The following is a 21,946-nucleotide window of genomic DNA, read 5'->3' as shown; positions in this document are numbered from 1 at the left end:
TTGGTCAGCGGGATTTGGCCCTGGCCAATGCCGCCGGTGCGAGCGGCAGGGCGGCGTCGATCGCGCGGGAGGCGGCGGTAAAGCGCGCGCTTTCGGTCGATCCGAAGCGGGCGAGAAACTGCGCCTCGGTCAGCCCTTCGGGCGCGCGGGTAAGCGCGGCGGGCAGCAGCAGCTCATCATCCGCGCGCGCCAGCAAGGCTTCGGCCTGTGCCGCCCGCGCCGGATCGGCAAGCGCCTCGGCGGCATGCATGCCCGACCGGTCGGCGGCCAGATCGACAAAGCTGAAGCCCGAACCGCTCGGCAGGCTGTCCGACAGTTCCTTCCACTGGCCGATCGCCCGCGCGGCATCGCGGCCAAAGGCGGCGGTCAGCGCCGCCGACAGCGCCCAATGCTTGGCCAGATCGGTCCGCCCGCCCAGCACCGGATCGGCCAACACCGATCCGTTCTGGCCCGCAGGACAGGCTTTGCGTGCGGCGGCAGCCAGTTCGGGCAGCAGATCGTCGCCGCGCTCGGGCACCGCGCGCAGCGCCAGCGCCGCCAGCCGCGCCCGGTGCGTATCGGGCGTCGCCGGCGGTTCGGCGAACAGCAGCCGGATCTGGTCGGCAAGCCGGGGCGGCGCGCCGGCCCCGACCGCGCGGTCGGCGGTGACGAGCGCGCAATAGCCGCGCACCGCCTGAGCGGTGTCGAACCCCGTGCCCCCGGCCTTGAGCGCGGTGTCGATCAGCCCGGTGCGCGACGGCAGGCTGACCTGCGCGACCAGAATGCCGTCGCCGATCTCGACCCGCTGCACCAGCCGGTCGAGCGGCGGCAGGTCTGCGCCCCGGCTCCGGCCCAGCCACAGCGCAGCCCGGATCGCCGCCCGGCTGACCATGCGCGGCAGCGGCAGCCGCCCGATCCATGCCTCGACCGGCGGAAAGCCGCGCGCGCTGGGCAGCGCGGATGCGTGCACATTGACCCACAGGCCCAAGGGCAGTGGCAGGCTGGCCACGCCTTCCACCCGCCCGTTCGCGATCCTCAGATCGACATGGCGGCGGCCGCTGGCGTCGCCGGCCAGTGCGGCGATGCCGGCGAGCATGGCGTTGTCGATGGTCACCCGGCCCTGATCCGCGCCGCGCACCGCCTTCAGCGCCGCAATCGCCGCGCGGCCGGCAGCGACGTCCTGTGGCGAGGGCGCGGCGCGGCCAGGGGCGGCGGGAGCGGTCGACAGCAGCAGCCAGCACGCAAGCAGCAGCGCGGCGGTGGCGATTGCCAGCCGCCGCGACAGCCGCTTGCGGAACAATGGGTCAGTGATCGCCGCCGTCCTTTCCCGAACCGGTCATCAGGCGTCTGCCCCCCAACCTCATGTTCCCGGACCTTGCGCGGGCCGGGGCCGTGCGCAAGGCCGGGGGATGAAGCGGGCGGGCGTCGCGGTCAGCGGCCGAGCAGCACCCGTGCCTGGCCCGCAATCTGGGCGAGCATGGCGGCGTTGGGCGCGGCCGTCGCGCGGGCGCGGCGGACCAGTTCGCGGAACTGGGTGACGCGCTGCGCCTGCTGGTCGAGCCAGGCCGCGACCCGCGCCTGCGGATCGCCCGCCGGGGCGCGGGCGAGGAAATCCAGCCGCATCTGCTGGAAATCGCGCGCAAGGCCCGAGGCGAGCAGCCTTTCCCACGGGTCGGTCGGGCTGAGCCGGTTGGCCGTCGCCTGCGCCCAGTCAAGGCCGAGCGCTTCGCCCAGATGGGTGAAGGCGCGGGTCAGCACGATCTCGTCGGTGCCGGTGGCGGAGCCGAGCGCGGCGAGGCCGATCGCCCCGTCCATGTCGTGCAGCCGGGCGACGCGGCGGACGATTTCGACCGGCGCGCCGGTCGCGGTCAGCCGGTTGACGAGCGTCTGCGATGCCGCCTGCGCTTCTTCTTCCAGCAGCGCTTCGACATCGGCGCCCAGCCGGGCGATGCCGGGCTGGAGCCGCGCGACCAGCGCCCCGGGCTGCGCCCCCGGATCATGGGCGCGCAGCAGATCGGCCATTTGCAGCCTGACGCCGCCGGCCACCGCGTCGAGCAGCGCGAGGCGGCTGGCCTCGGTCATCGGCGCGGCGTCGATATCGGCCCAGAGCGCCGGCAGGCCGAACAGCCGTTCGGCGGCCACAAAGGCGGCGGCAATGTCGCCCAGCGCGGCACCTTCCTCCTCGGCCAGTTCGAACGGATGGATCATGCCCAGCCGGTTGACGATGCGGTTGGCGATCTTGGTCGCCAGGATCTCGCGGCGCAGCTGGTGCTGGCCGATCGCCGCCGGGAAGCGCTCGCGCATTTCCGCCGGGAACGCGGCGAGCAGATCGCTGTCGAGGCTCGGATCCTGGCCAAGCGCGGTGTGCTCGATCGCATCCTGCAGCGCGAGCTTCGCCGTCGACAGCAGCACCGCCAGTTCGGGCCGGGTCAGGCCCCGGCCTTCCTGCGCGCGGCGCAGCAGCTCGTCATTGGCGGCCAGCCCCTCGACCGCGCGGTCGAGCCGCCCGGTCGCCTCGAACGTCTCGATCAGCCGGATATAGGAGGGCAGCCGGTCCGCCCCGCCCGTTTCCGCGATCGACAGGGCAAGCGTCTGCTGGCGATTGTCGTTGAGCACCAGCTCGGCAACATCGTCGGTCATCCGCGCGAGCAGCGCGTTGCGGTCGTCGAACGACAGCCGCCCCTCGGTCATCTCGCGGTTGAGCGCGATCTTGATATTGACCTCATTGTCCGAACAATCGACCCCGGCCGAGTTGTCGATGAAGTCGGTGTTGATCCGCCCGCCCAGCGCCGAAAAGGCGATGCGTGCCGCCTGGGTCACGCCCAGATTGGCCCCTTCGCCGATCACGCGCGCGCGCACCTCCTCGGCATTGACGCGCAGTGCATCATTGCCCGGATCGCCGACCTCGCTGTTCGATTCCGAACGCGCCTTCAAATAGGTGCCGATGCCGCCGAACCAGATCAGGTCGACCGGGCTCTTGAGGATGGCGGAGATCAGCGCCGCCGGCTCCCACTGCGCCTCGGTCACGCCCAGCGCCGCCTGCGCCTCGGCCGACAGGGTGATCGTCTTGGCCGCGCGCGGGAACACGCCGCCGCCCTTCGAGATCAGCTTTTCGTCATAATCGGCCCAGCTCGACCGGGGCAGGGCGAACAGCCGCTCGCGTTCCGCCCAGCTTGCCGCCGGATCGGGATCGGGATCGATGAAGATGTGGCGATGGTCGAACGCCGCGACCAGCTTGATCGCCTTTGACAGCAGCATGCCGTTGCCGAACACGTCGCCCGACATGTCGCCGCAGCCGGCGACGCGGATGCTCTGCGTCTGCACATCGACGCCCATTTCGGCAAAATGCCGCTGCACCGACACCCAGCCGCCCTTGGCGGTGATGCCCATCGCCTTGTGGTCATAGCCCTGCGACCCGCCCGAGGCGAAGGCATCGCCCAGCCAGAAGCCGCGTTCGAGCGCGATGGCGTTGGCGACGTCGGAAAATGTCGCCGTGCCCTTGTCGGCGGCGACCACGAAATAGGGGTCGGCACCGTCGCGGGGAACAACCGCATCGGGGTGACGCACCGCGCCCTGCACGATGTTGTCGGTGATCGACAGCAGGGTGCGGATGAAGATGCGGTAGCTTTCGGTGCCTTCCGCCAGCCAGGCATCGCGGTTGGACGGGGCCGGCAGCTGCTTGGGGAAAAAGCCGCCCTTGGCCCCGGTCGGCACGATCACCGCATTCTTCACCCGCTGCGCCTTCATCAGGCCCAGAATCTCGGTGCGGAAATCGTCGCGCCGGTCGGACCAGCGCAGCCCGCCGCGCGCGACCGGGCCGGCGCGCAGATGGATGCCCTCGACACGCGGCGAATAGACCCAGATTTCGCGCCACGGGCGCGGCGCGGGCAGGCCCGGCACCTGCGCGGAATCAAGCTTGAACGCCAGCGCCTCGGCCGCGGCCGGGGCAAAGGCGTTGGTGCGCAGCGTTGCGGCCACCACGCCGCGCAGATGGCGCAGGATGCGGTCGTCATCGGCCGCCGCCACCTTGGCCAGCCCGGCCTCGATCGCCGCCGATGCGGCCTCTGCCGCCGCATCCGCCGCCGCGGCATCGCCCTGGCGGGCAGGATCGTGGCGGGCATCGAACAGCGCGGTGATGCCTTCGGCGACATCGGGCGCGCGGCGCAGCGCGTCGACGACGGTTGCCAGCCCATAGGACAGGCCGGTCTGGCGCAGATAGCGGAACCAGGCGCGGAACAGCACGACCGCGCGCGGCTCCATGCCGTTCGACACGATCAGCCGGTTGAAGGCGTCGTTTTCCGCCGCGCCCGACAGCACGGCGGCGATGGCCGGTTCGATCTGCGCGGCGCGGGCAAGCAGCGCCTCAGCCGCGCCCTCTTCGACTTCGAGCAGGAAGTCATGCACCCGGCCCAGCCCGTCGTCGAGCGTGGCGGGCAGTTCCTCGATCACCTTGAAGCCGAAATTCTCGAGCGCCGGCACCGCGTCCGACAGCGCGACGCTGCCGCCGACATTGAAGATCTTGAGCCGCAGCTGGCTGTCGCCGTCATGCGCCATCCGGTGCAGGCGCACGTCGCGCGCCTCGCCGGCCAGCGCCGACAGCCGCAGAATGTCGCGTGCCGCCTCGGCCGGGGAATAGCGCGCGCGGTAATGCGGCGGGAAGGCCTGCGCGTAACGCAGCCTGAGCCGCGCCGCCCGGCCGGGATCGCCAAGCTCGGCCAGCACCGCCTCGATCGCCGGAGCCCAGTTGCGCACCATGTCGCTGATCCGCTGGTCGAGCGCATCGACATCGGGCAGCTTGCCGCCGTCACGGATGTCGAGCGTGTAGCGGATGAGCGCCAGGTCGCCGCTTTCCAGCGCCACGCCCCAGTTCAGGATCGTCGCGCGCGATTCCTCGGCCAGCATCCGGCCGATGGCGACGCGCCGCGCGGTCGTCAGATCGTCGCGCGGCAGCCAGACAAAGGCGAAGATGTGCCGCGCCAGCGTGCTGCGGATCATCACCAGCTTGGGGCGCGGCCGGTCGGCCAGCGACATGAAGGTGAGGGCAAGCGTTTCCAGCTCCGCCGGCAGGAAGGCGGTCAGCAGATCGTGCGGCAGCGCGTTGAACGCATGGGCAAGCGCCTTGCCCGCATGGCCGGCGGGATCAAAACCGTGGCGTTCCTGCAGTCGGGCAAGGCGCGCGCGCAGCACCGGGATCTTGCCCGGCGCGCTGGCGAGCGCGCTCGACGTCCACAGCCCGGCATGGATCGACAGGCCGCTGATCCGCCCGTCCTCGCGTTCCGGCACCAGCAGCAGGTCGAGCGGCGCGCGGCGATGGACGGTCGAGATCAGGTTGGACTTGATCAGCAGCGGCGCTTCGCCGCCCTGTTCGAAATGGGCGATGGCCCGCTGGATCGAGCCCTTGGTCAGCAGATCCTGCCGGTCGGAGCGCGACAGGCCGAGCGCGTCATGGCGGGCGAGATCGCGGTCGCGCCGTTCATGGCCGAGCAGCGTGAAATGATCGGCAAGGAACCAGCGCAGCAGTTCCGCACCCTCGCCATCGGGCAGCCGGTCGGCATCGTCCCGCATCGCCTTTTTGAGCAGCGGCCAGTCATCGACGGCGGCGCGGACATTGGCGAGCACGGCGGCCAGTTCATCGAGCAGCGCCCGGCGCTGCTTCGCATCGGCGCGTTCGACCTCCATATAGATGATCGATTCCCGCCGCTCGCCGCTGTCGGCGGTGGGGCGGATTTCGGTCGCGACCCCGTCCGCGTCGCGGCGCACCGCGACGACCGGGTGGAGCAGCCGGTCGACCGCCAGATTATGGGCGCTGACCGTGGCGGCGACCGAATCCACCAGGAACGGCATGTCGTCATTGACGATCGCCAGCCGCATGAAGCGGTGCGGACCGGCAATGGATTCCAGCTCGATCACCGGCTCGCCGGGGCGGCGGCAATCGGCGGCGCGGGCGATGAACGCGGCCGCCGCGCTGCACGCCTCGGCATCGAAGCCGTCGAGCTCGCCGGGCAGGGCACGGCTGAGCAGGGCATGGGAAATCGAATCGATAAGCTGTTGATCCGGCGTGTCCTGCCGGGTGCGCGTGGCCGTCGCCATAGGTCTCCGCCTGCGGTTCGTGCGCCCGTCGGATGCGGGCGCTTGGGTTCGGTCGCTATGCGCGCCTTGGCGGCGCTTCTCAACCCCGGTCGTTACGGAAATCGGGCGCTTAGCCGCTGCTTGCGCTGCTGCTGCGCGTTTCCGCCGTCTTCATGATCGCGCGGTCGACCATCGCGCCATCGGCCAGCGTGCCGACAATGCCCAGCTGGCCGGGGCCGAGCCGCCGGCCGACGAGCAGCACGAACTCCGCCTCGCCGGTTTCCATCGCGACCACGGCGCGCGGGGGGCCTGGCGCAGCGACGCGCGTGCGCGCGACTGGCGGTCGCGGTCGGGGCGACCGGCGCGCAGCGCGCGTTCGGCCGCCACCACGCCCTTCAGCCCGCCGGCAAAGCGCTCAATCCAGGCCGGCAGCTCGCCCGATTGAAGGTCGATGCGCCGGGCATGGGTGAGGACGGCGGCATACTCCGTCAGTCGCGTCTTGTCATAATCCGCGCCGAACACCAGCTTGACCACCGGCGTCATCGGCGCGCGCGCCTGGACGGTCAGCCCCTCTTCGGCCAGCAGCGCCTGATAATCCTCGGGCCGGTCCTCGGCCACCAGCGCGAAATCATAGGCCCGGCCCAGCGCCGCATAGAGCGCGCCATGCGCCCGCGCCTGCGCGCCGCGCGCCTGTTCGGCGCTGTCGCGGGCCGAGGCCAGCCAGTCCCACAGCCCGTCGCCGGCGGCCGGGGCAGCGAGGCCGGCGGCGTTGCCCGCGCCGTCATCAATGCCGGGATCGTCATCGCCGGTCAGGCCGGCAAAGCTTGGTGCCGCATGCGGGCCATCGGCCCAGACCGGGGCCGTGGTCGGCCCGCGCGGCGCGGCCTTCAGCGCGTCATGGATCTCGCGCGACAGCGCCTCGGTCATCGCATCGGCGGCGACATGCTTCCAGTTGATGACGCCATAGACAAAATCGATGCTGTCATTGTCGGACGAAAACGGCATCAAAATGCCGCGATAGAGCGTCTGCAGCCCGTCCTTGTTGACGAACTCCGCCTCGAAGCCGACTGGCGCGCGATTGGCGATGATCTGCAGATAATGGTCGGTCAGCCGCGACAGCAGCGAGCGCGGCGGCACTTCGGCGATCGACCGCACCGTGGCCGCGGCCCCCGATTCCTCGCGCAGGCTGCGGCCCAGCCAGGCGATGCGCGGATTGTCGATGCCGGCGGTGAAATCGAGCAGCACGCTGTTCGGCCCGAAATCCTCGATGCTCGCCGGGTCGAGATCCTCGATCGACGGATAGGCGCGCCCGCCGAGCAGCGACACCCAATAATTGTAAGCGCGCACATGCATGCGCCGCTCATCCCCGCCAATGACCGGGGGAGGGGCGTCGGCAATCTCGTCTTCGAGCAACAGCTCGTCCCGTTCGTCGAAGCCGCGCATCTCGTCCATGACCATCCCCCAGGGCCTTAAGCCCGTCGATTGTGCCGCCACCATGGTAAATGAAGGGTAAAGCGCGCCGGCGGACAACCCCGGTTTCATCCGTGTTCATCCCCGGCTTGCAAGCCCGGCCCGAGGCTGGTAACGGCCTGCCTCCCGCCAAGGGGCGCGCCGCAGTAGCTCAGCTGGTAGAGCACGACATTCGTAATGTTGGGGTCGGGGGTTCGAGTCCCTTCTGCGGCACCATTTCCAGACCATCCCCGTTTTCCGAGCCGCCCCGGCCGGGCCTGCAGGGCGCGGTGCGTTGCCGCTGTTGCCCCTTTCAAGGCTGATCCATCCGGGTGCTGACACAAAAGTGTCGCGGTGCCGACGCTGAACCGTTGCGCAACCGTTTCGGAAGCGTCTTAAATCGCGCCTATCGGCCGTCCCCGACGCCAGAACTGGCAAGGGGGATTCGACATGACCAGCTTCATTTTCCGGCGCGCGCAGCTGCGCGTGCCGTTCAGGGCCATTCTGATAACCGGCGCCGCGCTGGCGCTGCCGGTGGCTGCGCACGCCGCCCCGGCTGAAGATCCGGCTTCGGCCGAGGACGAGGCCGCGACCATCATCGTCACCGGCACCCGGCCGATCGCCGAATCCGAGGCGGCGGCGCTGCTCGTCCAGAAAAACTCCGACTCGCTTGTCTCGGTGGCGGCGGCCGATGCGGTCGGCCGCCTGCCCGACCAGAATATCGCCCAGGCGGCCAGCCGCCTGCCGGGCATCGCGGTCGAGCGCGACCAGGGCCAGGCCCGCTATATCAGCCTGCGCGGCGCGCCCAATTACTGGACCAGCCTGTCGTTCGACGGGATCAACGTCGTCAGCCCGGAAGGCCGCGACGCGCGCTTTGATTCCGTGCCCTCGGCCATCGCCTCGCAGATCATCGTGTCCAAGGCGGTGACCCCGGACATGCCGGGCGAAACCGTGTCGGGCAATGTCAATATCGTCACCCGCTCGGCCTTTGATTACAAGGGCTTGTATGTCGCCGCGCGCGGCGCGGTCGGCCGTGCCGAGCTGGGCAACCGGCCCGAATATGAAGGCTCGCTGGTGCTTGCCGACCGGTTCCGGGCGGGGGCGGGCGAGATCGGCGTCGTCGTGTCGGGCAGCTATTTTGAACGCAACATGGTCACGGATAACTTCGAGACCGACTGGGAACAGGTCAGCCAGGACCGCCGCCCCGGTTTCGAAAGCCGTTTCTGGGCGCGCGAGACCGAGAACAAGCTCTATCGCCTGAAGCGGCGCAATTACTCGCTCACCAGCCGGCTGGACTGGGAGCCGGATGCCGACAACCGCATCTCGTTCCGGTCGATCTACACGGCGTTCACCGACAATGAGGCGCGCGACAATTACATTTTCGATCTCGACGACCGCCAGTCGGACCTGACCGTCAACACCGCCGCCTGCACGACCAGTTCGAACCCGACCCCGACCACGACCGGCTATGCCGATGTCTGCACCGGCAACACGCCGTTTTTCGGGCGGGTTTACGGCATCGACATCAACCAGCGGTCGACGCTGCGCGCGTTCCGCCAGTCGATTTTCACCAACACGGTCGAGGGCAGCCATGCTTTTGGCGACGGGTGGAAGCTCAACTGGCTGGGCAATGTCACCCGCTCGCGCGACGATCGCTCGGTGGTGGGCGAGGCGCGCTGGGACAGCCCGTCGACCCGCACCGCGCGGCCGACGGTCGAATATGATCTGCGCGATCCGCAGCTGGCGCGCGTTTCGCTGTTCACGACGCTGCAGCTTGCCAGCCCGACGCGCTTCCAGGCTGGCGATCCGGTGCGCGCGATTGACAGCTTCACCAAGCCGCTCAGCTCGTTCCGCGTGCTCGATGCGGTCGACACCACCGATGCCTATACGGCGAAGTTCGTCATCGCGCGGAACACCGCGCTGCTCGGGGCCGATGCGACGCTGAAACTGGGTTTCCAGTTCGACCAGCGCACCAAGACCGTCGACGAGAACGAGATTGTGCGCACCAGCGCTGCCGATTTCGCCGCCATCGGCCTGCCGACGAGCTATCAGGCGGCCTCGCTCGACAAGGCGTTTCTCGGCGAAATCCCGCTTGGTTACGATTTCCGCTATTTCAACACCGATCTGGTTCGCAGTGCCAGCCAGGCTGCGCGCCGCACCTTCGCCTTCGCGCCGGTGACGGGCAATATCTATGACGTGCGCGAACAGGTCTATGCGGGCTTTGCCATGGGCACGCTGCGCTATGACTGGGGCTCGATCGTCGGCGGGGTGCGGATCGAGCATCTGCGCAACCGCGGCATCGCCACCGGCCAGATCGGCACCCAGAACCAGACCCTGACCGCGACGAGCAGCCAGACGCTGGCCTTTCCGAGCCTGCATCTGAACTACAATATCGACGATCAGAAAAAGGTCCGGCTGTCGTTCAACAGCGGCGCCGCGCGCGCCGATTATGATCAGCTGCGCCCCAATGTCACGATCAACGATGCCAATCTGACGATCTCCGGGGGCAATCCGGCGGTCAAGCCCGAACGGGCTTACGGCCTTGACGCCTATTTCGAATGGTATGTCCGCCCGCAGGGCTTCCTGATGCTCGGCGCGTTCTACAAGCGGGTCGAGGACGTGCTCTATGTCCAGCGCCAGACCTTCGGCTCCGATGCGCTGAACTTTGGCGGCGTCGACCGCTCCGGCTATGTGTTCAGCGGCATCACCAATGGCGGCAGCGGCCGCATCTTCGGGATCGAGGCGGCGGCGCAGCTGCAGATCGAACCCTGGACGGCCGATCTGGGCCTGCCCGACTGGATGGGCGGCTTTGGCGTGTCGGCCAATCTGACACTCAACAACAGCCGCGTCACCAAGCCTGCCGTTTCGGGCGTGGCGCAGCGCCGCGTCCGCCTGCCGGGCACATCGGACGTTGTCTACAATGTCGGCGCCTATTACGAGAAATATGGCCTGTCGCTGCGCCTCCAGTATCAGCGGCGCAGCAAATGGCTCGATGGCATTGCCGATACCGCCGTTGATGCCGGCGACACCTATTGGGCCGCCGATGACGAGCTGGATTTCTCCGCCCGCTATGCGGTCACCCCGCAGGTCGAACTGTTCGTCGATGCGTCGAACCTGCTCGACAATCCGGGCCGGCGCTTTGCCGATCCGGGCAGCGTGCTGACCGCGTCGGGCATCTCGACCCGGTCGACCGACCGTTACACGATCGAATGGGAACGCTTCGGCCGGCGCTTCACCGGCGGCGTGCGGGTGACCTTCTGATGCGGATGCGCGTCGCGTTGCTCTGCGGCCTGCCTGCCGCGCTGCTGGCCGGCTTTGCCGGGGCGGGGGCGACACCGCCATCGCCCGCACCGGCGACCGTCACCGTGACCGCGCGCGGCGAGACCGAGCCGGTCGGCACGGCGGCGGCCGATGCCGCCGACGATCCGGCGATCTGGCGCAACCGGCGCAACCCGGCCGCCAGCCTGATCGTCGGCACCGATAAAAAGGCCGGTCTGCACGTCTATGGGCTGGACGGGCGGTCGCGGCATTTCCTGCCCGATGGGCGGCTGAACAATGTCGATCTGGTCGATATGGGCCGGGCCGGGGTGATCGTCGTCGCGTCCGACCGCAATGACGAGGCGGCGGCGCGGCTGCGGCTCTACCGGCTCGACATCGGCGCGGCGCGGCTGGTTCCGCTCGGCACCGTGCCCGGGGGGCGGGCGAGGCTTATGGCGTGTGCCTGATGCGCGACCGCGCCAGCCTTTATGCCTTTTCGGTCCTGAAACACGGGGCGGTCCATCAGGTGCGCATCGATCTGGCCGGCACCGCGCCGTCGGGAACGCTGGTGCGCAGCCTGACGCTCCAGACCCAGACCGAGGGCTGTGTCGTCGACCCGCGCAGCCGCACCCTGTTCGTGGGCGAGGAGGATCGCGGCATCTGGGCGTTCGACGCGCGCCCCGACGGGGCGGTTGATGGCCGGCTGGTCGCGCCGGTCGACGGGGTGCAGCTGGTTGCCGATGTCGAGGGGCTGGCGCTTGCCCCGCGCGGGCGGCGCGGCGGCTGGCTGATCGCATCGAGCCAGGGCGACAATGGCTATGCGCTTTACCGTCTGCCCGATCTGCGCCCGGCCGGGCGGTTCCGCATCGCGGCCGGCGCGCTGGGCGCGGTTCAGGAAACCGACGGCATCGCCTTTGCCCCCGGCGGCTTCGGCGCGGGGTTCGGCCAGGGGCTGTTCGTCGCGCAGGACGGCGACAATGCGCCCAGGGCGCAGAACTTCAAGCTGGTGGCGTGGCGCGACGTGATGCGGGCGCTGGCTGGCAAGGCTGGGGCCGGCAGGGCTGGGGCCGGCAGCGCGGGCGGCGGGCGGTAACCCGCGCCGCTTTACCGCCCGACCGCCTGGCGGACGGCCGGTTCGGGCTGGGCGAGCAGCTCGCCCGGCTTGTCCCACAAAAAGCCCTGGCCGAAATCCGCACCGAGCGCGAGCGCCTCGCGCCGGTGCAGTTCGCACTCAATGCCCTCGATCGTCGCCGCCATGCCGTTGGCGTGGCAGAAGGTGACGACCTCGCGCAGCATCGACATGGAGATTTCGCCGGCGCAGGCGCTCCAGAAAATATCCTTGTCGATCTTGATCTCGGCGAGCGGCAGGCGGGTCAGCCGTTCATAGCTGGTCGTGCCGCGCCCGAAATCGTCCAGCGCCATCCGGAAGCCGAGCATCGCCAGCCGGCTGGCCGCGCGCGCCAGCTGGTGCGCCTGTTCAAGCGAGGCATGTTCGGTCAGCTCGACGAGCAGCATCGACGGCGGCAGCCCGGCATCGCGCACCAGCGCCTCGACCATGTCGAGAAACGCCGGATGGCACAAAGTCTGCGGGTTGCAGTTGACCGAAATCGGCACCGGCGCACCGGCGTCGTTCAGCCGCTGCCATGCGGCGATGCTTTCCAGAAACACCTTGCGCGTCATTTGCAGCTGCAGGTCAAGCGGCACCGCCGGGCCGAACATCAGTTCGGGGCTGACAAAGCGTTCGCCGGTCAGCCGGGCCAGCGCTTCATAGCCGGTGATGGTGCCGCGCTTCAGATCGCGCTTGGACTGGAAGACGACGTGCAGCCGCTCGACCAGCGTGCCGTCCGCGATCGCGGCCTGGATCAGCCCGGCATCATCGGCATTGGGGTCCGGCCCGCCCGGCACGAACCGGTCGAGCACGTCGACCAGTTCCCGACCGGTATAGGGCTTTTCGAGCGCGCCCAGCACGGCGATGCCCGCCGCCTTCGCACAGGCGACGGCGGCGGCGATGATCTTTTCGCTCTGCCCGCTGGCGATGATCAGCTGGGCATGGCGGCGCGACCGGGCGATGTCGTCGATAGTGGTGAAGCCGTCATGGCCGGGCATGTTCAGGTCAAGGACGATCACCTCGGCCTGGTCGTCGCGCCGCTCGGCCTCGGCCAGCGACGGCCGCCAGACCGCCGGATAGCCGCGCAGCACAAGCGTCATCTGCAGCGTTTCGCCGACCGCCTCGTCATCGTCGATCACCAGGATGCGCGGCCGGGTCATGCGGCGTGCCCGATCTCGGCCTTGCGCCGGCGCAGGATCGTTTCTGGCAAGCGGACCGTCAGCACTGCGCCTCCCCGTTCACCGTCGCGGATCGTGACCGACCCCCCGACCTCCAGCATGATCTGACGCGAAATGTACAGACCAAGCCCGGTGCCTTTCCCTGCCGCCTTGGTGGTGAAGAAAGGGTCAAAGGCGGCGTGCGCGGCATCCTTGCCCAGGCCGATGCCGCTGTCATGGACCGAAATGTCGATCCCGCCATCACCCTCGGCCACCAGGATGTCGATCCGGTCGGCGCTGCTGCGGGCAGGGCCGTGTTCGCGCCGGCTGGCGATCGCATCAAGGCTGTTCTGGATGGCGTTCACGATGATCTGTTCCAGCGCCACGCGCGGCATGGTGGCGAGCACCGGGGTCGGCAGCGCCGACCCGATCCTGAGGCGCACATCCTGCGCGACGAGCAGCGGGCGCATGAAGTTGGTCGCCGCCGTCACCGCCTCGACCAGTTCGAATGGTTCGCCATCGCCCGAATCGATGCGGCCATAGCGCGAGATGCGGTCGATGATCGCGCGGGCCCGGCCGACCTGCTCCTCGATCCGGCGCAGCTTGCGGGCGACATCCGGGCCGGCGGGATGGTCGTGCGCCTCAAGCTGCATCAGCCCGTTTTCGGCGGCGAGCGCGATGGTGAACAGCGGCTGGCGCAGCTCGTGGCTGAGCGCTGATGCCATGCCGCCCAGATCGGTCAGCCGCGCCTGATGCATCATCATGTCCTCGGCAACCTTGGCCTGGCGCAGGCGCAGGAAGCAGCCGCCGCTCCAGCGGCCATAGCCCTGATTGTCGCGCAGCACCGCCAGGAACCAGTCGGTCGGCGGCCGGTCCTTCACGCGCAGCTCGACGATCGCCTCGCTCTGCGCGCAGATGTTGGTGAAGCTCTGCTGGTCGGCGTCATGCACCGAGATTGCGATCGTCTGCCGCCCGGTTTCACGGTCGAGCGAGACGAAGCGCAGCACGCCGGCCGCCACGTCATAGGAAATGTCGGCGACGAGGATGAGGTCGATGCCCTGTTTGAGCTTGGCGATCGCCTTGGAGATCGCGTCGCGTTCGGCAAGCGCCTCGGTGAAGCTGTTGTTCTTCTCGATGAACAGCGACACCGGCCGCTGGAACTCGGCAAAGGGCATCGGCCTCTGGGGCTTCAGGCCCGGTTCGCCGAAATGGCTGAGCATATTGTCCCAGGTATCGAGCGACCGGTCGAGCCGGCGCTTGAGCCACAGGTTGATGGCAATGCCGATGGCGACGACGATGCTGAAGCCGAGCAGATCGATCAGCAGCCGGGTGTAGGCGGCAAGCGCGAACGGACGCAGCGACGAGGCATAGGAGACGGTCATGCCGGTGCCCGGAACCTCTACGGTCCGCACATGGCAGGCGGTGACCCAATAGGCGAAGGTCGACTGATCATTGACCGCGGGCTGGTCGCGATCGTCGAAGTTCTTGCAGCCCAGCAGCCGCTTCAGATCGTCGGTCGCCGGCAGACGCGCCCGGTCTGGCACGATCAGCAGCCGCGCAGAGACATTTTCCGACCGGAAGTCGTGCATCCCCCACAGGGTCTTCGGATTGTGATGCTGTGCGGTGACGAGCAGCGCGACGTGCCGGCCGATATCCTGCCGCGTCGATTCAAAGCTGGTGGCGAACCGCCGCACTTCGCCGACGAACAGCATCGTGGTCGCCGCCGCCCGAACATCAGCGAGGTGACATAGATTGCCGAACTCAGGCTGACCGTCCGGCGGCGGCGCAGCGCCAGCGTCACCGGATCGACGATGAAGCACAGGGCCAGCATGTCGGCGATGGTTGCAAACAGCGTGTCGTTGATGACCTTGCGGATCACGACGACGCCGGCCAGCGATGGCGGCGCGCCATATTGCAGCCACAGAAAACCAAATCCGATGGCCGTGCCGACGGTGATCGTGAACAGCCCCGTCGCCTCTGCCATTGTTCGGTTGCGGCGCACGAACCGGTCGACCACCACGACATGCAGGACCGCGATCAGGATCGAAACCGGATGGCCCCACCAGCCCCAGCTGGGGATCATGAACACGGTGGCCGCCAGCAGCCCGGCGCGCAGACCCCAGATCCGATAGGCGAGCAGATAGAAAAGCGGCGCGAGATAAAGCTCGAAGCCCGGCCCGATCACGATCCGCCAGCTGCTCGCCGCGGTCGCGGCAGCAGCCAGCGCGAACATCAGCAAGATGCGCGACGGCGGTGTCCGCGACACCCCGGCCGTATCCGCGGGTGTGATCAAGGCAGCCGGCGACTGGGTCATGCCGCGCGGGGTGCCTGAAGCAGGCCGAGCAGCCGGCCAAGGTCGATGGGCTTGGCGAGCAGCACGGCATCAAGCTCGGCAATCTCGTCGCGCGCATGGTCGGTGAGGTCGGTCTGGCCGGTCATCAGCGCGAAGTGCAGATGCCGTCCGGCAAGCGCCGGATCGCGTCGCGCGCGACGGACAAGATCAAGTCCGCTGGCACTGCCCAGACGGATATCGGTCAGCACCGTCTCGATCCCGTGCAGGACCCGCAACACGCCCAGCGCGCCCTCCACGTCTCCGGCCATGACCGCCGGCAGACCACGCAGCGCCAGCCACTCGCACAGCTCCTCGCGCAGATCGGGTTCGTCATCGACGACCAGAATACGGGGCGGGGGAGACGAGGAAGGCGGGTGTTTCAACATACGTAGTCCCGTCGCGGCAAACGTCCCCTCAGCGAGCATCGCATGTGCCGGTTAAGACGGAGTAAATGAAACCCGGCACGCTGCGGCGCTTCGCCCGATCCCGGACGCAACTGGATTCGCGTGGCGACCGGGATGGTCTGCCGGCGAGGCGGCTGCAACTCAGGGATTGCCGCGATGGCCGACACCGGTTCCCGGTCATTGCAAGGCCGGGGCGCATGCCCATATCGCGGCCTCAGCCGGTGCGTGCGCCAGTCCGGCGCGACGGGAAAGGGGCAGGGCATGGCCGGCGACAGCGACAGCAGGGCGGGTGAACAGGGGCGGGCGGGCAATGGGCGTGCAGCGGATGCCGCCCGATCGCCATCACCGTCCCCCCCGCCATCCCGGGCCGAACGCGGCGCGCCGGTGCCGACCGGGCGGATCAGCCGCCTTGCCCGGTTTGGCGGACTGGCGGCGGGCGTGGCCGGCAACATGATCCTGGGCGGCGCGCGCGAGATGGCGCGCGGCCGCCGCCCCAGCCTGCCCGATCTGCTGCTGACCCCGGCCAATGCGCTGCGCGTCGCCGACAGCCTCGCCAATCTGCGCGGCGCGGCGATGAAGCTTGGCCAGCTGATGTCGATGGATGCCGGCGATCTGCTGCCGCCTGAACTGACCGCCATCCTCGCCCGGCTGCGCGCCGATGCCCGGCCGATGCCGCGCGGGCAGGTGCAGGCGGTGCTCGACCGGCATTGGGGACCGGGCTGGGGGGCGCGGTTTGCCGATTTCGGCTGGACGCCGATCGCCGCCGCCTCGATCGGCCAGGTCCACCGGGCGCGGCTGACCTGCGGCCGCGATGTCGCGATCAAGATCCAGTATCCGGGCGTGCGGCTGAGCATCGACAGCGATGTCGACAATGTCGCCACGCTGCTCGCAATGTCGCGGCTGGTGCCCGAGGGGCTGGATCTGGGGCCGCTGCTGGCCGAGGCGAAGCGCCAGCTGCGCGACGAGGCCGATTATCTGCGCGAGGCCGATTGCCTGACGCGCTACCGCGCGGCACTGGCCGGCGACGCGGATTTCATCGTCCCTGGCCTCGTCGAGGATCTCGCCCGTCCGGCGGTGCTGGTGATGGACTATGTCGCCGGGCTGCCGATCGAGGCGGCCGAAACCGCCCCCCAGGCCGAGCGCGACCGGCTGGCGACCGCGCTCATCCGGCTGGTGCTCGACGAGCTGTTCCGCTTCGGCCTGATGCAGACCGACCCCAATCTGGCGAACTTCCTCTATGATCCGTCAAGCGGGCGGGTGATCCTGCTCGATTTCGGGGCGACGCGGACCATCGATCCGGCCATGACCGAGGGCTATCGCACCCTTGGCCGGGCGGGGCTGGGCGGCGACCAGGCGGCGGTGTGGGCGGCGGCAGAGGCGCTGGGCCTTGTCCATCCGCGCGTGCCGGCCGAGCGCAAGGCCGAAATTCTGGCCATGGCCGACATGGCGATGGCGCCGCTGCGCGCCGGCGGGCGGTTCGATTTCGCCGATCGCGGCTTTGCCGAACGGATGCGCGATCAGGGGCTGGCGATGGCGAAGCGGCGCGAGCTGTGGCACGTCCCCCCGGCCGAGGCGTTGTTCGTCCAGCGCAAGCTGGGTGGCGTCTATCTGATCGCCAGCCGGCTGGGCGCGGTCGTCGATATGGGCGCGCTCGTCGCGCCGCACCTCTGACCGGGAGAGCACAGCGATGCGGCGCTGGCTGTGGCACGGGGCGGGGCTGATCTCGGTCGCGCTGGGCGTGATCGGCATGGCGCTGCCCATCGTGCCGACGGTGCCGTTCATGCTGCTCGCCGCCTTCTGCTTTGCGCGGGGCAATCCGGCGCTCGAGGCGCGGATCCTGGCCGATCCGCGCTTCGGCCCGCCGATCCGCGCCTGGCGCGAGCGCCGTGCCATCGGCCGCAAGGCCAAGATCGCTGCCACGCTTGGCCTTGGCGGCAGCGCGGTGATCGGGCTGGTCGCGCTGCCTTTGCCCTGGGCGGCGGTGCCGCTGATCGTGGCGCTCGTCTGCGGCGGGTTCATCCTTACCCGGCCCGACGCCTGACGGGCGCTTTTTTGTGCATCGCCGTCGCCGGGCGGCATGATAGGGCGCGGCCGTGACCGATGCAGTTTCCAGATATGATGCCATCATCCTCGGGGCCGGGGCGGCCGGGCTGATGTGCGCGGCGACCGCCGGCCAGGCCGGGCGGCGTGTGCTGCTGATCGACCATGCCGATGAACCGGGGCGCAAGATCCTGATTTCGGGCGGCGGGCGCTGCAACTTCACCAACATCCACACCGCGCCCGACCGGTTCCTGTCGGCCAATCCGCATTTCGCCCGTTCTGCGCTCAGCCGCTATGGCGCGCAGGATTTCATCGCGCTGGTCGACCGGCATGGCATTGCCTGGCACGAAAAGACGCTGGGCCAGCTGTTCTGCGACGGATCGGCGCGCCAGATCGTCGCCATGCTGGTCGAGGAATGCCGGATGGGCGGGGTCGAGCTCAGCTGCGGCGCGCCGGTGACGGCGGTCGAGCATGGCGACGGGCTGTTCCGCATCGGGCACGGTGATCGCACCGCCGCTGCACCCGCGCTGGTGATTGCAACCGGCGGGCCGTCGATCCCGAAGATCGGCGCGACGGGCTTTGCCTATGAGCTGGCCCGCCGGTTCGGGCTGAAGCTGGTCGAGCCGCGCCCGGCGCTCGTGCCCCTGACCCTGTCGGGCGAGGAGGCGCTGTTCCGCGAGCTGTCGGGCGTGTCCGCCCCGTCGTCGCGCGCGCCGGGCAGGGGGCGTTTGCCGAGGCGGCGCTGTTCACCCATCGCGGCCTGTCCGGCCCGGCGATCCTGCAGGTGTCCTCCTATTGGCGGCCGCGCGAGGCGGTGACGATCGATTTCCTGCCCGGGCGCGATGCCGACTGGCTGGTCACGGCCAAGCGCGAACGCCCGCGCCTGCACCTTGCCCGGCTGCTGCGCGAGGCGCTGCCCGAACGGCTGGCCGACCGGCTGGCCGCCGGCATCGCCGCCGACCTCGGGCTGACGGCGGAGCTTGGCAACGCGCCCGACCGGCTGCTGCGCGCCGCCGCCGCGCGGCTGGGCGGCTGGGCCTTTCACCCGACCGGGACCGAAGGCTTCGCCAAGGCCGAGGTGACGGCGGGCGGGATCAGCACCGCCGAGCTGTCGTCCAAGACGATGGCGGCGCGGCGCGTGCCCGGCCTTTATGCGATTGGCGAGGCGGTGGATGTGACCGGCTGGCTCGGCGGATATAATTTCCAATGGGCCTGGGCGAGCGGGCGGGCGGCGGGGCTTGCGCTTGCCGAGGAACCGGTCACGTAGTTTTCCGCCTTGTGCCGGGCGGCCTCCTCGCCCATGGGGAGCGGCTCATGACGTTTCCTGATCTTCCGGCCTCGCTTGGCGAGGCGCTTGTCGCGCGCGGCTATGCCGCCCCACTGCGGTCCAGGCCGCCGTTCTCGAACCCGAGGCCGCCGGCCGCGACCTGCTGGTGTCCGCCCAGACCGGGTCGGGCAAGACAGTCGCCTTCGGGCTTGCCATGGCTGCCGATCTGCTCGGCGATGCCGCGCGGCTGCCCCAGGCCGGCGCACCGCTGGCGCTGGTGATCGCACCGACGCGCGAACTGGCGCTCCAGGTCGCGCGCGAGCTGGAATGGCTGTACGGCCAGGCCGGGGCGCGCATCGCGCCGTGCGTCGGCGGCATGGATCCGTCGCGTGAGCGCCGCGCGCTTTACGGCGGGGCGCATATCGTCGTCGGCACGCCGGGGCGGCTGCGCGACCATCTCGAACGCGGGTCGCTCGACCTGTCGGCGCTGCGCGTCGCCGTGCTCGACGAAGCGGACGAGATGCTCGACATGGGCTTTCGCGAGGATCTGGAAGAGATTCTCGACGCGACGCCCGAGGGGCGGCGGACCCTGCTGTTCTCCGCCACCATGCCGCGACCGATTGCAGCACTTGCCAAGCGCTATCAGCGCGATGCGCTGCGCATCTCGACCGTGGGCGAGGCGCGCGGGCATGGCGATATCGATCATCAGGCGATCGCCGTCGCGCCGTCCGACATCGAACATGCGGTCATCAACCTGCTCAGGTTCCACGATCCGGATACCGCGATGCTGTTCTGCGCGACGCGCGATGCCGTGCGCCATCTGCATGCCAGCCTCGTCGAGCGCGGCTTTGCCGCCGTTGCCCTGTCGGGCGAACACAGCCAGGCGGAACGCAACCGCGCGCTGCAGGCGCTGCGCGACCGCCGGGCGCGGGTGTGCGTGGCGACCGACGTTGCCGCGCGCGGGATCGACCTGCCGAGCCTCAGCCTTGTCATCCATGTCGAACTGCCGCGCGATGCCGAGACGCTGCAGCACCGTTCCGGCCGCACCGGGCGCGCGGGCCGCAAGGGCACTGCGGTGCTGATCGTTCCCTATCCGCGCCGCCGCCGGGTGGACATGATGCTGCGCGGCGCGCGCATCCCCGTGACCTGGGCCGCCTGCCCGGGGCCGGAGGAGATCCGCCTGCGCGACCGCGAGCGGCTGGCCGAGCGGCTGATCGCCCCGGTCGAGCTGGACGAGGAGGATGAAGCGATCGCGGCCATGCTGCTGGCCGAGCGTTCGCCCGCCGAACTGGCCGGCGCGCTGGTCCGCATGCACCGCGCGGCGCTGCCCCAGCCCGAAGAACTGGTCGATTCCGGCCCGGCCGAGCAGGAACGCGGGCCCCGGCCCGACCGACAGGGCGGCGTCGATGCCGTCTGGTTCCGCCTCAATGTCGGGCGGCGGCATCAGGCCGATCCGCGCTGGATCGTCCCGTTGCTGTGCCGGCGCGGCCATGTCGCCAAGGCGCAGATCGGCGCGATCCGCATCCTGCCCGATGAAACGCTGTTCGAGGTGCCGCGCGCCATTGCCCCGGCCTTTGCCGCCGCCTTTGCCCGCACGGCCGGGCCGGACGATGGCGATGATGTGCGGATCATGCCGCATGACGGCCCGCCGCCCGCCCGCGCGGACGCGGCGGCCCCCGGCCACCCTTCCGCCAGGGCCGGCCCGGGCCGCGCCCCGGAGGCCCGCGCCGACCGCGCTAACCTGCGGCATTTGGGGCCGTCGGCCAGCCGGGCGGATCAGCTTTCTGTTTTACCGCGTTTTCCGAGTCGCCGGGTGAGTCCACCCGGCTTGAAAACGCTCTAGCGCGCCCGGCGCACCGGCACCGGAATGTTGCAGATATCAGCCCCGCCGGCGGGCAGGTTGAAGAATGCGTCCCGCCGGTTCGCCCGCGCTTCGGCATAGCGGAGGAAGGCGGCGCTGTCGGTCGACAGATATTCAAGCCGCGGCCGTTCGGCGGCGGGCAGGGCGCTCGCCAGCCGCACCTGCCGGATCGCCACCCGCTCCGCCGGGTCGGCATAAAAGCCGAGCGGCCCGGTGCCGCGCGGCAGGCTCGACAGATGCTCGATGCCCTCGACCACCCGCCCGACCAGCGCGATGTTGCGATCCAGATGGCGCGGCGCATGGCCGATCACCGCATAAAGCTCGGCCCCGGTGCCGCGATCGGGGGCAAGATTGCGCCCGACGCCCACCATGCCATAGCAATGCACCGGCCAGCGCGCGGCATGATCGGGCGTGCCTTCCGCCGCGACCGGCCAGCCGGCCTCGAACGCCGTATAGCCAGCGGGGGTGCCGCGCGGGATGGTCAGCCCGGCAAAGCGTTGCCAGCCCGGCGCATCGCCGCGCAGCTGATAGGGCGCATCGCTGGTCGGCCGCAGTGCCGGGGGCAGCGGCCTGGCCCGGGCCGGGGTCTCGCCATCGGGATCGCCCCATTGCGCGACATAATTGTCCTGCACGCGCACCACGCTCAGCCCGTCCCACCAATGCGCGGCGGCAAGCGTGCGGATATTCGCCACCCACGGCACGGCGAATGGCGGCGGCATCAGCTGAATGACCACGCGCCGCGCCTGCCCGCGCGCGCCGGGCGCCAGATCCATCACCAGCAGATCATCGGCGGCAATCGCGATCCAGTCCGCCGCCGGTGCCTGGGCCGCGATCTCGCCCGGCGACAGCACGGGCGCGGGGGCCGGTGCTTCGGCACGGGGCGGGGGCAGCACCGCCCCGCTGGCCTGCCGGGCATCCGGCCCGGCGACGGCCGCAGCCGCCAGAGAGGTGAGCGCGGCGGCACCGGCCGCCAGCATTGCAAAGCGCGTCATGCCCAAGCGATGCCATGCGCGGCCAGCCGA

The 21,946-nt window shown here is 69.9% G+C and carries 13 protein-coding genes, 1 tRNA gene and 2 pseudogenes; 8 read left to right on the top strand and 8 right to left on the bottom strand.

The features are described 5' to 3' along the window. Window positions 1-4 precede the first annotated feature (4 nt). From GVO57_RS13710 to GVO57_RS13700, 3 genes are all read right to left on the bottom strand, one after another. Window positions 5-1,279 (bottom strand): hypothetical protein, encoded by a 1,275-nt coding sequence (locus GVO57_RS13710; RefSeq protein ID WP_160593693.1) that lies wholly within the window; start codon window positions 1,277-1,279, stop codon window positions 5-7. 131 nt (window positions 1,280-1,410) lie between these two features. Beyond that, the gene (locus GVO57_RS13705; RefSeq protein ID WP_160593692.1) at window positions 1,411-6,069 is read right to left on the bottom strand and encodes an NAD-glutamate dehydrogenase; all 4,659 of its coding nucleotides are present in this window, start codon (window positions 6,067-6,069) and stop codon (window positions 1,411-1,413) included. Window positions 6,070-6,219: 150 nt separating this feature from the next. Next, window positions 6,220-7,500, bottom strand: a complete 1,281-nt coding sequence (locus GVO57_RS13700; RefSeq protein WP_201752656.1) for a PAS domain-containing protein — start codon at window positions 7,498-7,500, stop codon at window positions 6,220-6,222. Between the two features lie 158 nt (window positions 7,501-7,658). On the opposite strand from GVO57_RS13700, the gene GVO57_RS13695 reads away from it, so the two are divergent. The 4 genes from GVO57_RS13695 to GVO57_RS15310 all read left to right on the top strand — a co-directional run bounded on the left by GVO57_RS13695 (window position 7,659) and on the right by GVO57_RS15310 (window position 11,848). Further along, window positions 7,659-7,734: transfer RNA gene (locus GVO57_RS13695), tRNA-Thr, on the top strand. Window positions 7,735-7,947: 213 nt separating this feature from the next. Beyond that, window positions 7,948-10,758, top strand: a complete 2,811-nt coding sequence (locus tag GVO57_RS13690) for a TonB-dependent receptor (protein WP_160593691.1) — start codon at window positions 7,948-7,950, stop codon at window positions 10,756-10,758. Window positions 10,759-10,763: 5 nt separating this feature from the next. Next, complete coding sequence (locus tag GVO57_RS15315; RefSeq protein WP_268830437.1) at window positions 10,764-11,222, top strand: phytase; 459 nt, start codon at window positions 10,764-10,766, stop codon at window positions 11,220-11,222. Next, complete coding sequence (locus GVO57_RS15310; protein ID WP_268830436.1) at window positions 11,222-11,848, top strand: phytase; 627 nt, start codon at window positions 11,222-11,224, stop codon at window positions 11,846-11,848. The genes GVO57_RS15315 and GVO57_RS15310 overlap by 1 nt, the downstream gene beginning before the upstream one ends. 11 nt (window positions 11,849-11,859) lie before the next feature. Here the strand turns inward: GVO57_RS15310 and GVO57_RS13680 are convergent, their stop codons facing one another. The 4 genes from GVO57_RS13680 to GVO57_RS13670 form a co-directional block, all read right to left on the bottom strand. Beyond that, a complete protein-coding gene (locus tag GVO57_RS13680; protein ID WP_160593690.1) occupies window positions 11,860-13,023 on the bottom strand; it encodes an EAL domain-containing response regulator in 1,164 nt (387 codons plus the stop codon). Further along, window positions 13,020-13,745, bottom strand: coding sequence for a sensor histidine kinase (locus GVO57_RS15130; RefSeq protein ID WP_233281584.1), 726 nt, complete (start codon window positions 13,743-13,745; stop codon window positions 13,020-13,022). Before GVO57_RS15130 ends, GVO57_RS13680 begins: the two co-directional genes overlap by 4 nt. Window positions 13,746-14,566: 821 nt before the next feature. Next, entirely contained in the window at window positions 14,567-15,286 is a 720-nt protein-coding gene (locus GVO57_RS15125; protein ID WP_233281393.1) for a hypothetical protein, read from the bottom strand. A 44-nt stretch (window positions 15,287-15,330) separates the two neighbouring features. Beyond that, entirely contained in the window at window positions 15,331-15,738 is a 408-nt protein-coding gene (locus GVO57_RS13670) for a response regulator (RefSeq protein ID WP_160593688.1), read from the bottom strand. A gap of 279 nt (window positions 15,739-16,017) precedes the next feature. Between GVO57_RS13670 and GVO57_RS13665 the strand changes: the two genes are divergently transcribed. The 4 genes and pseudogenes from GVO57_RS13665 to GVO57_RS13650 all read left to right on the top strand — a co-directional run bounded on the left by GVO57_RS13665 (window position 16,018) and on the right by GVO57_RS13650 (window position 20,803). After that, entirely contained in the window at window positions 16,018-17,427 is a 1,410-nt protein-coding gene (locus GVO57_RS13665; RefSeq protein ID WP_160593687.1) for an ABC1 kinase family protein, read from the top strand. Between the two features lie 16 nt (window positions 17,428-17,443). Next, entirely contained in the window at window positions 17,444-17,797 is a 354-nt protein-coding gene (locus GVO57_RS13660) for a YbaN family protein (RefSeq protein ID WP_160593686.1), read from the top strand. 112 nt (window positions 17,798-17,909) lie between these two features. Continuing rightward, a pseudogene (locus GVO57_RS13655) lies at window positions 17,910-19,063 on the top strand (NAD(P)/FAD-dependent oxidoreductase). A 47-nt stretch (window positions 19,064-19,110) separates the two neighbouring features. After that, window positions 19,111-20,803, top strand: a pseudogene (locus GVO57_RS13650) (DEAD/DEAH box helicase). Between the two features lie 99 nt (window positions 20,804-20,902). Here GVO57_RS13650 and GVO57_RS13645 read toward each other — a convergent pair. After that, entirely contained in the window at window positions 20,903-21,916 is a 1,014-nt protein-coding gene (locus GVO57_RS13645; RefSeq protein ID WP_160593685.1) for a peptidylprolyl isomerase, read from the bottom strand. Window positions 21,917-21,946 lie beyond the last annotated feature (30 nt).

The sequence above is a fragment of the Sphingomonas changnyeongensis genome (assembly GCF_009913435.1).
Classification (GTDB): domain Bacteria; phylum Pseudomonadota; class Alphaproteobacteria; order Sphingomonadales; family Sphingomonadaceae; genus Sphingomonas_B; species Sphingomonas_B changnyeongensis.
Note: the sequence above shows the minus strand (reverse complement) of the source record. Positions and strands in the feature narration are given on the sequence as shown.

Coding starts and splice junctions, on each gene's coding strand:
- GVO57_RS13660 (WP_160593686.1), top strand. CDS start 17,444: ATGCGGCGCTGGCTGTGGCACGGGGCGGGGCTGATCTCGGTCGCGCTG.
- GVO57_RS13705 (WP_160593692.1), bottom strand. CDS start 6,069: ATGGCGACGGCCACGCGCACCCGGCAGGACACGCCGGATCAACAGCTT.
- GVO57_RS15315 (WP_268830437.1), top strand. CDS start 10,764: ATGCGCGTCGCGTTGCTCTGCGGCCTGCCTGCCGCGCTGCTGGCCGGC.
- GVO57_RS15310 (WP_268830436.1), top strand. CDS start 11,222: ATGCGCGACCGCGCCAGCCTTTATGCCTTTTCGGTCCTGAAACACGGG.
- GVO57_RS13645 (WP_160593685.1), bottom strand. CDS start 21,916: ATGACGCGCTTTGCAATGCTGGCGGCCGGTGCCGCCGCGCTCACCTCT.
- GVO57_RS15130 (WP_233281584.1), bottom strand. CDS start 13,745: ATGGCATCAGCGCTCAGCCACGAGCTGCGCCAGCCGCTGTTCACCATC.
- GVO57_RS13700 (WP_201752656.1), bottom strand. CDS start 7,500: ATGGACGAGATGCGCGGCTTCGACGAACGGGACGAGCTGTTGCTCGAA.
- GVO57_RS13665 (WP_160593687.1), top strand. CDS start 16,018: ATGGCCGGCGACAGCGACAGCAGGGCGGGTGAACAGGGGCGGGCGGGC.
- GVO57_RS13670 (WP_160593688.1), bottom strand. CDS start 15,738: ATGTTGAAACACCCGCCTTCCTCGTCTCCCCCGCCCCGTATTCTGGTC.
- GVO57_RS13680 (WP_160593690.1), bottom strand. CDS start 13,023: ATGACCCGGCCGCGCATCCTGGTGATCGACGATGACGAGGCGGTCGGC.
- GVO57_RS13690 (WP_160593691.1), top strand. CDS start 7,948: ATGACCAGCTTCATTTTCCGGCGCGCGCAGCTGCGCGTGCCGTTCAGG.